This is a genomic window from Mesorhizobium sp. M4A.F.Ca.ET.050.02.1.1 (assembly GCF_003997725.1).
GTDB lineage: Bacteria > Pseudomonadota > Alphaproteobacteria > Rhizobiales > Rhizobiaceae > Mesorhizobium.
In genome coordinates, this window is sequence record NZ_RZSG01000176.1 from 1 (window position 1) to 9,439 (window position 9,439).

9 protein-coding genes and 1 pseudogene are annotated in these 9,439 nt (G+C 66.3%); 2 read left to right on the top strand and 8 right to left on the bottom strand.

Going from position 1 to position 9,439, the window contains the following annotated elements; translation table 11 throughout:
• From EOA33_RS14245 to EOA33_RS14260, 4 genes and pseudogenes are all read right to left on the bottom strand, one after another.
• Positions 1–231: pseudogene (locus EOA33_RS14245) on the bottom strand (hypothetical protein); the annotation flags it as partial.
• A 39-nt stretch (positions 232–270) separates the two neighbouring features.
• The gene (locus EOA33_RS14250) at positions 271–1,281 is read right to left on the bottom strand and encodes a succinylglutamate desuccinylase/aspartoacylase family protein (RefSeq protein ID WP_127405897.1); all 1,011 of its coding nucleotides are present in this window, start codon (positions 1,279–1,281) and stop codon (positions 271–273) included.
• Positions 1,282–1,290: 9 nt separating this feature from the next.
• Entirely contained in the window at positions 1,291–1,635 is a 345-nt protein-coding gene (locus EOA33_RS14255; RefSeq protein ID WP_126058960.1) for a RidA family protein, read from the bottom strand.
• Between the two features lie 36 nt (positions 1,636–1,671).
• Complete coding sequence (locus EOA33_RS14260; protein WP_127405898.1) at positions 1,672–2,994, bottom strand: alanine racemase; 1,323 nt, start codon at positions 2,992–2,994, stop codon at positions 1,672–1,674.
• A 65-nt stretch (positions 2,995–3,059) separates the two neighbouring features.
• On the opposite strand from EOA33_RS14260, the gene EOA33_RS14265 reads away from it, so the two are divergent.
• Positions 3,060–4,001 carry an amidohydrolase family protein gene (locus EOA33_RS14265; RefSeq protein WP_127405899.1) on the top strand — a complete coding sequence of 314 codons (942 nt, stop codon included), beginning with the start codon at positions 3,060–3,062 and terminating at the stop codon, positions 3,999–4,001.
• Here the strand turns inward: EOA33_RS14265 and EOA33_RS14270 are convergent.
• From EOA33_RS14270 to EOA33_RS14285, 4 genes are read right to left on the bottom strand one after another with little or no spacing between them, the layout of a single operon-like run.
• Positions 3,975–4,946, bottom strand: a complete 972-nt coding sequence (locus tag EOA33_RS14270; protein ID WP_126058957.1) for an ABC transporter permease — start codon at positions 4,944–4,946, stop codon at positions 3,975–3,977. The genes EOA33_RS14265 and EOA33_RS14270 overlap by 27 nt on opposite strands.
• A complete protein-coding gene (locus EOA33_RS14275; RefSeq protein ID WP_127405900.1) occupies positions 4,943–5,908 on the bottom strand; it encodes an ABC transporter permease in 966 nt (321 codons plus the stop codon). The genes EOA33_RS14270 and EOA33_RS14275 overlap by 4 nt, the downstream gene beginning before the upstream one ends.
• Positions 5,905–7,404, bottom strand: a complete 1,500-nt coding sequence (locus EOA33_RS14280; protein ID WP_189375363.1) for a sugar ABC transporter ATP-binding protein — start codon at positions 7,402–7,404, stop codon at positions 5,905–5,907. Before EOA33_RS14280 ends, EOA33_RS14275 begins: the two co-directional genes overlap by 4 nt.
• A 27-nt stretch (positions 7,405–7,431) precedes the next feature.
• Entirely contained in the window at positions 7,432–8,484 is a 1,053-nt protein-coding gene (locus EOA33_RS14285; RefSeq protein ID WP_126058954.1) for an ABC transporter substrate-binding protein, read from the bottom strand.
• A 235-nt stretch (positions 8,485–8,719) separates the two neighbouring features.
• On the opposite strand from EOA33_RS14285, the gene EOA33_RS14290 reads away from it, so the two are divergent.
• Positions 8,720–9,439 (top strand): IclR family transcriptional regulator (locus tag EOA33_RS14290; RefSeq protein ID WP_145989139.1); only part of this gene is annotated, 720 nt, incomplete at its 3' end.

The following is a 9,439-nucleotide window of genomic DNA, read 5'->3' on the forward strand; positions in this document are numbered from 1 at the left end:
ATCTACTTCCAGCCGACGGCAGCGCGCTGCCGTCGGCTGGAAGTAGATGGTGCCGTCCTCCGGGAAATAGGCCTTGCGCCGCGGGCTACGCGGCTGCAGGAATCGCCCGGCATGGTAGGACGTGGCGAGGCTGACCATATTGAGCCCGGCACGCTCGACGAGATCACGCTCGACCGTCTCCAGTCCGATGTCCTGGATGTCCCAGGGATAGGTCCATATTGATAGCTGCATGGTCATCCTCGGCTTCCTTGCATCGCCCGGCGTTTGCTCTCAGCTGTCCACCGGCTCCGCGACTTGCATCAAGCAATCGCCTGCCTCGCACATCGTGTGCAGCCGGCGCGACAGCACGATGCCGCTTTCGGCGAAATGCAGGGCTTCCTCGGCGAAGTCGAGCCGTTCAAGGTCGTGGTACCAGCCGGCAAGCTGTCCGGCGCTGACGCTGTCGCCGAGCCTGACCGCTGGCTCGAACCAGCCGCGCCGCGTGGCATAGATGCCCTGGCTGTGCCGCGACAGCGAAAGCAGCCGCGTTGGAGCGGCAGGCTCGGCCTCCGGCGCCAGAACGGGCGCCTCGACCAAGCCCAGCGCCATCATCAGCCTGTCGAGCGCACGGGCGGTGAGCGCCATGGAATCCACCGTTGCCGTGCCGCCACCGCCGAACTCGCCGCTGACGCCGATCGCGCCGGCACGGCGCGCGGCACCCATCGAGGTCGGCGACGCCGGGCCGTTGTCGGCGATGAAGCCATAGGGCATGCCGAGCGTGCGCATCAATTCGACACCGCGCCGGTGACGCTCCGGGTCGGCATTGCGTTCGACCAACGCCGTCGGCAGATGCTCCATCGACGTGCCGCCGGAATGGATGTCGAAGACGACGTCGTGCCGGGCAAACAGCTCGGTCTCGAGGAAATGCGCGAGCCGGCCGGTCGGCGTGCCCGAGGGGTCGCCCGGAAAGGCGCGGTTGAGGTTGCCGCCGTCGAGCGGCGAGCAGCGCTTGGCCGCCATCACAGCCGGCACGTTCGCCATCGGCAGGATGGTGACCCGACCCCTGATCCGCTTGGGATCGAGCCTGCGCACAAGCTTGGCCAGCGACAGCTCGCCCTCATATTCGTCGCCGTGATTGCCTGCCATCAGAAGCAGCGACGGGCCCTCGCCGTTGCGGATCAGGCAGATCGGCACCTTGACCTGGAAATAGGGCGAGCGGTCGATCGAGAACGGGATGCTCAAATGACCTGATGTTTTGCCGTCGCGGTCGAAATCGAGCGCGTGGACGAGGCCGGTGTGCATGGTTCCCTCTCAGACGGCCGCCACCGCCGTGACCTCGATGCGCAAGTCCGGATCGGCCAGGCGCGCCTCGACGCACGCACGGGCAGGCAGCCGTGACGGATCCACCCAGGCATCGTAGATCTTGTTCATGGCATCGAAGTCGCCGATCTGCGGCAGGAAGATGTTGACCGCCACCAGCTTCGACTTGCTGCTGCCGGCCTCGATGAGCAGCGACTCGATCTTGGCCAGCACGTCGCTCGTCTGCGCCTCGATGCCGGCCTTGCGGTCGTTGGCGACCTGCCCCGCGATGTGCACCATGCCGCCATAGACGACGGCCTGCGACATGCGGGACCCGGACTGGAAGTACTTGATCATGACGGATCCTTTCGAGGTTCTCTCATAGGGCTCTGGTCAGCCGAAATAGGTGGGGAAGGCGTGCGCCACATGCCCGTTTCCATCGACGCCGAAGATGACGCGGTAGCGGTCGAGGCACGTGCAAGGGTGCGAGATGCCGAACTCGACGACGTCGCCGACGGCGATGTCGTCGCCCGGCTGAAGCGACAGGAAGGCATGCTGGTCGTTGAGTTTTATGACCTCGGCTTTCGGTGGCACCGCAAGCGCATGGCCGGCGCGATGGACCATCAACGGCTTCGGGAAGCCTTGGTCGAACGAGACGTCGCGCATCCCCATGCCGCAGATGGCGAGGCTTGGTTCTGGCCGCGACAGCACCTCGGCCCAGATGCGCAGCGCCGGGCGGAACAAGCGCCGCGCCGAAACACTCGCGCCATTGACGGTAAAACCGTTGCGGGCATCGACCGCCCCCAGCGATCGATCGTAGACGCCATGATCGTGGAAGAAGATGGCGCCGCTGCGCAGCACCAGCCTCGCATTGCTGTCCTTCGCGACAATGTGCGAAAGCGCCGCGACCACCTTGTCGAAAAAGACCGAACCGCCGGCCGTCGCGATCAATGGCGCCTCGCCGCCGACGCGGGCGCGGAGCCTGAGGAACATGTCGCCGACGTTTGCCAGCAGCGCCGACACCACCTCGTCGGCACGCACCGGATCGGACTGGGCTGCCGCACCTTCATAGGTCGCGACGCCGGCGATCAGCAGCCGTCCACCGGTCGCCGCGATTGCATCGGCGATCGCTTCCGCCTCAGCCGTGCTTCGCGCGCCTGCCCTGGCCGTGCCGAGCTCGACCAGAACGGGCAATGGCTGCAAGGCAGAATTGGCGCGCCAGGCTTGCGCCAGCGCGCCCACGGCGGGGACAGAGTCGGCAAAGATGCTAAGCTCGGCATCCGGCCAGGCGCCGGCGAGTGCCGCGAGGCGGCCGGCGCCGCCCGCGCCGCCGACCTCGTTGGCGATGATCAGCCGCGTCAGCCCGGTTTTCAGCATCACGGTGGCCTGCCTGATGTCGGCGACCGTCGTGCCCCATGCGCCGGCCTCGACCAGCGATCGGGCAAGGTCCGGCGCCATCGGCGTCTTGGCGTGCGGCGCGATCTCGGCGCCCTGCTCGCGGATATAACGCAGGAAGAGGTCGCGATTTGAGGTGAAGGCGGCCTCGTCGAGCGTCAGCAAAGGCAGCGACATGCGGCCGTCTGCCGGATGCCAGCCTTGTTGCCCGACCTGTCTGCTGTCCAGCCCGGAGGTGCCTGGCGGCACGCCGCGGATGCGATCGTCGAGCAGAAAATTTTCATGCACGACGAGCGGCGGAGCCGGTGTGTTTTCACTCATCCGATGCTACCCCTTGGGCCGTTCCAGAGAGATTGCCGGTGCCGGTCATCGCTTGAGAGAAACGCATGCCCATTCCCTACGGTGGACCGATCATCGATGCCCATCATCATCTCTGGGACCTGGGTCTCGGCCGCAATCCCTGGCTGACGCCCACGGCCGGCGAACGCGGCGGCCTGGGCGAGCTTGGCCCGCTGCGCCGCAACTATCTGCCCCAGGATTATCTGCGCGATGTCGCCCGGCACGCTGTCGTCGCCACCGTCCATGTCGAAGCCGGCTGGGCTGCCGACGACTGCGTCGGCGAGACCCGCTGGCTGGAGACGCTGGACAAGTCGCAGGGAATCCCGACACGCTATGTCGTGCACGTGCCGCTGGCCAGGCGGCAGGCCCCGGCGATTATCGAAGCGCAGGCTGCCTTCCATCGCGTCGTCGGCGTGCGCGATATTCTGAGCTGGGACCCCGATCCGGCGCGTCGCTTCGCCGCCCGCGACGGCATCATGGACGATCCGGCCTGGCGCTCCGGACTGAAGCTGCTCGCGCGCCACGGGCTCTCCTTTGACCTGATGGTGTTCCCGCGCCAACTGGCTGATGCCGCTCGCCTCGCCGCGGCCTTTCCAGATCAGCAATTCGTCCTCAACCATTGCGGCAGCCCGATCGACCGCGACGTTGATGGCATGCGGAAATGGCGCGACGGACTGCGGCTTCTGGCGCAGCACGACAACGTTGCCGTCAAGATCTCGGACCTCGTCGCCTACGATCATGACTGGACGCTCGACAGCCTGCGGCCGGTGGTGCTGCACTGCATCGACTGTTTTGGAACGAAGCGCGCCATGTTCGGCTCCGACTTCCCGGTCGCCGGCCTGCATGCCTCGTTCGACGAAGTGTATGACAGCTTCAAGGCCATTGCTTCCGGCCTTTCCGCGGACGAGCAGGCGGCGCTGTTCTTCGGCAACGCCAAGCGCATCTACCGGCTGGACGACGTGTCATCGACGAGCCTGCTCCCGGCCTGAGAGAAGCAGCAGGCCGAGGATCAGCGAGCCGAACAGGATGCTGCGCCAACCCGGAGATGCGTTGACCACGGTGATCAGCGCGGTGATGGTCACCAAGAGGATCGCGCCGGGAATGGTGCCGGCATAGGTGCCGAGCCCGCCGAGAATGGACGTGCCGCCGAGCACCACCGCGGCGATCGATGCAAGCAGGTAGGGATCGCCGATCCCGACATAGCCCTGTCCGTTCATGCCGAGCACGAGCACGCCCGCCAGCCCCGCCGTGAAGCCGCTGATGCCATAGACGGCGAGTGTCGTCGACGTCACCGGCACGCCGGACAGGGCCGCGGCAAGCGGATTGGCGCCCATGGCGAAGATGCGCGCGCCGAACGGCGTGGCGTGCATGACCGTCAGCACAATCGCGGAAACGGCCACCCAGAGCAGAATGCCCGCCGGAATCCCTGCCGGCCGCGCATTGCCGAGCCAATGCACCAGCGGGTTCTCGGCGGTGACGGCACTGCCGCCAGCAATGATGATCAGAAGCCCTTGCAGGAAGGTCGCCATGGCCAGCGTCATGATCATGGGATGAACGCGCAGCAGCGCCACGCCGAGCCCGTTGACCAGCCCGATCACCGTGGTCAGCGCAAGCACCGCGAGCACCGGCGCAAGGCCGGTCGGGTCGGCCTGCCATGACAAGAGCGGCAGGCTGATGGCGCTGACGGTGACGATCGCCGCAACCGAAAGATCGATGCCGCCGGCGATCACGACGAAGGTCTGGCCCGCCGCGACCAGGCCGATCACGGCGCCGAGTTCGACCAGATAGCGCAGATGGCCATAAGCGCCGAAGCCGCGCGACGCGAAGCTCGCCCCGATCCAGACTGCCGCGACAATGGCCACGGTGAGGAAGGGCCGGCTCTTCAGGATCGCCTTGGCGCGCTTGCCGCCCGCGCTTTCGTTCCAGGCTGTCATGGCTGCACCTTACGGAATTGCGGGATGGCGACGGCGCCGATGATGATCAGCCCCTGCGCGACATACTGCGCCACCGGCGTGAAGCCGAGGAAGAACATGACGCTGATCATCAGGCTGAGCAGCAGGCTGCCGGCGAGCGCACCGCGCATCGTGCCCTGGCCGCCGAGGAAGCCGATACCGCCGAGCACCGCGGCGGCGATGGAGTTGAGCGTGAAGGCGTTGCCGATCACCGGATCGCCCGAGCCCGTCTGCGCCGCGACGAACAGGCCGGCGCTGGTCGAGAGCAGGCCGCTGATCGCATAGGCGGCGACGCGCGCCATATCGACCGGCACGCCGGACCGAAAGGCGCCGACCGGATTCTCGCCGGCGGCGTAGAGGCTCAGTCCCAGCGGCGTCGCCAGATAGAGCTTCCAAAGGAGAACGATTGCCAACAGAAGCGCGAAGGCCGCTGGCGTGTCGCCGGCCAGCAGGTCGGACAACCATTCCGGAATGGAGCCACCCGGCCTTGGCAGGATCAGCAGTGCGGCGCCACCAATGATGAAGGAACCGGCGAGCGTGACCACGATCGCCGGCAAGCGAAGCCGCACTACGATCAAGCCGGTAACGGCTCCGATGCCGAGCCCGGTCAGCGCCACCGCGGCGGCGCCGCCGGCGACGCCGAGTGGCCCGGCCATGGTGGTCGCGGCGATGACCGCCCCGAGACTGACGGTGGCGCCGATCGCCAGGCTGATGCCGCCCGTAAGCATGAGGATCGCCTGCGCCATCGCCACCAGCGCCAGCGGAAACCAGCTCTGGGTGAACTTGGCGAAGCCGGAGGCCGTGAACAGGCCAGGAAACAGCACGCCATAAGCAATGAGGAATGCGAGCACGACGACGAACAGGCTGCGCACGCCGATATTGCGGCGCGCTTGCACCGGCCAATAGAGGGCGCCGGCGGTTTTCGCCGGGGAAGAAGTACTCATGCCGCGACCTTCTGTCTCTCGGCGCCCATCGCCGCCGACACGATGGCTTCCTCGCTCAGCGCCGCGCGTTCGAGCGTGGCCGCGATGCGACCTTCCCGCACCACCGCCACACGGTCGCACAGATGCACCAGTTCCGGCGTGTCGGAACTGAGCAGCACGACGGCCTTGCCAGCGGCGGCGAAGGCGCGCAGCATCAGATAGATCTCGCGCTTGGTCTCGACATCAACGCCGCGTGTCGGGTCGTTGAGCAGCAGCACCAGCGGATCATGCGACATCCATTTTGCCAGCGCGACCTTCTGCTGGTTGCCACCGGACAGCGCCTGCGCCGGCCGTTCGAGATCGCCCTTGATGGCGAGCTGCGCGGCAAGGCCCTTTGCCGTCTTGCGCTCGGCCTGGCGGCTGCGCAGCTTCAGCGCCGGCAGCCGCGCGAAGGCAGGCAGCATCATGTTGGTGATGATCGGATGGATCAGGTGCAGTCCCTCGCGCTTGCGGTCGGCCGGCACGTAGGCGAGGCCGAGCGCATTGGCCTTCGGCACACCACCGGGCAGGCCCGGGGCACCGTTGACGGTCGCCGACTTCGTCCTCGCCGGGATGGCGCCGTAGAGGCCGAGCAACAGGTCCTCCTGCCCCTGCCCGACCAGGCCGCCAATGCCCAGCACCTCGCCCGTCCTGATGTCGAGATCGACGTCGCGCATCAGGCCGGCCGCAAAGTTGCGGACCGAGATGGCGGTGGCCGGCGAGGCGGAAGCCTGCCACTTGGGAAAGAGATCGCCAGGGTCGCGACCGACCATCAGTCGCACCAGCCCGGCGGCGTCGGTTCCGTCCAGCGAGCGGTCCGCCGTGCAGGTGCCGTCCTTGAGGACGGTGACATGCTGGCAGAGCGTCATCACTTCGTTGAGCCGGTGCGAGATGTAGAGGATGGCGATGCCTTCCCGGCGCAGCCGCGCCAACAGATCGGTCAATATTTTCGTCTCCGTCGCCGACAGCGACGAGGTCGGTTCGTCGAGGATTAGCACGCGTGGCCGGCGGTAGAGCGCCTTGGCGATCTCCACCATCTGTCGGCGCCCGAGCGGCAGTTGCCCGACGGGCGTCGACAGTGGCTCGTGCAGCCCGACGAGGTCGCACGCCGCCCTTGCCCGGGCGGCGAGCTCATTGTAGTCGACCAGGCCGAACCGCTTCGGATAGGCGCCGAGGCCGATATTCTCGGCGATCGAAAGGCTGGCGGTCAGGCTGAGCTCCTGCTGCACGACGGCAATGCCGGCCTGCCGCGCCAGCGCCGGCGTCATGCGCGCCACCCCGCGCCCGTCGACGTCGATCGTCCCGCCATCCGGGCGCAGCGCCCCGGACAGAAGGTTGATCAGGGTCGACTTTCCGGCGCCATTCTCGCCGAGCAGCGCATGCACGCGGCCCGGCTGGAGAGCGATGGAAACGTCGCGCAAGACCGGATTGCCGAAGAAGGCCTTCGACACCCCCCGCGCGGCTAGGAGCGGAGCCATGGTTGTCAATGCTACAACCCTTCCGGCCTATTTCTGCGCCAGCAGTTTCTTGAACAGCTCCTCATCGTAAGGCGAATAGATATAGCCGTCAGCCGGGAAATCCTTGGCCCGGGCGAGGTATTCGTCAATGTTGGAATTGTCGATCACCGGCAGCGGGATCTTGACGAAGGCCGGCACGTCCTTGCCTTCGAGCGCCTGGACGGCGGTGTAGGTAGCGAAGGCGCCGAGCCAGTTCGGCTGCATGGTGGCCCAGCTCTTCAGGCCCTTTTCCTTCCACAGTTCGAGGAACTGCCGAGCGTTCTCGCCGGTGATCGGCACCTGGTCGCGGCCCTGCTTGTCGAGTGCCAGCACCGCGCCCGCCGACAGCGCGCCGCCGAGCGACAGGATGCCGTCGATTTCGGGATTGGCGAACAGCAGGCTGGTGACGGCTTCCTGCGCCGGCGCGACATTGTAGGGTGTGTTGGTCTCGGCCAGGATCTTCACGTCCGGGTGGGCCTTGAGCTCGGCATCGGCGCCCTTGCGGCGATCGTCGCTGACCGAGACGCCGGCCGGACCGTTGAGGATCAGGATCTTGCCCTTGCCGCCGATGGCGTCGATCAGGAACTTGGCGGCCTGGTCGCCCCACTGCGAGGAATCGGTGTTGACCTTGGCGGTCACCTGGTCGGTGTCGACGAGGCTGTCGAAGTTGATAATAGCGATGCCCTTGGCGCAGGCATCGGCGATAACGCGCGCCGGCGCGGTCGATGAGCCGGCGATCAGGATGATGGCGTCGACATTGGAATCGATCATCGACTGGATCTGCTGGATCTGCACGTTGGCGTCGCCCTGGGCGTCGGTGACGACCAGCTTGTCGACCAGCCCCTGCTTCTTCAGCGCCTCGACCTCGGCCTCGATGGTGCCCTGCGTCTGCTTCATCCAGGTCGGCACCGAATAGATGTTGGCCCAGCCGATCGTGTACGGCGCCTTGCGGTCGCCCTTGATGCATTTAGCGGCGGCATTGGCCTGCGAGCCTACGCCCAAGGCCAGGACGAGACCGAGGCAAAGGGCGCTGGCGGATGCGAAAAACGGCGATTTCATCATGACTGTTCCCCTTCAGTGGTTGTGTCCGGGCGTGCGGAGTCGGGACGACAAAACCGCCGGTTGCCGCGTTGCGGAACCGCCCGTTTTTTCGTCTGGACTTCTCTGTCCGGCTCGTTAATCTGTCCGGTATTTCAGACATCGTGCCTGTATATCGGACAGTCGGGATGCTAGACCGAGCCTTGACATCTTTCAAGCGTCTTGAGACGAGGACTTAAAATGATTTTGGACGGCCGAAATGAGCGATAGCGCGACCAATCTGATCGAGGCTGGCAGTGCGTCACCGCAAGGTGGCGAGCGCCGCCGCGGCATCGACCGCGTCATCATGCTGCTCGAGGCGCTGCTCAGGCATCGTGCGCCGGTGCGCGTCGGCGACCTCGCCAAGATGATTGGCGCGCCGCGCTCGACCACCTACGAGATCGTCAACAGCCTGCTCGAAGCCGAGATGCTCGAGAATGTCGGCACCGAGGGCTATGTCTATTTCGGCCGCGCGATGCACCTGTTCGGCTGGGCCTATTCGCATCACAATGCGCACTACCGTCGCATCCTCGAGACGCTGGACAGGATGGCCGCGGAGACCGGCGAGACCGTTCAGATGTGCGGTCTGCGCGGCAACAAATATGTCGTCCTCGACTGCCGGGATTCGCCCGGCCCGTTCCGCATTTCCAGCGATGTCGGCGTCGAGGTGCCGATCCCGTGGACGGCATCGGGACGGCTTCTGGTCGGCCATATGAGCAGGGAAGAGCTTGGAGCTTTCATCCCGGCTGACGACTACAAGCTTCCCGACGGCCGCATCATCGCACCCGGCGAATTCTTCGCCGATGTCGAACTGGCGCGCGAGCAGGGCTTCAGCGAGACATCGGCGCTCGCCGACCGCTTCACCTGGTGCATGGCCGCCCCGATCCGCGACGGCCATGGCGCCATCAACAAGACGCTGTGCTTCGTCCTGCCCGTCGAC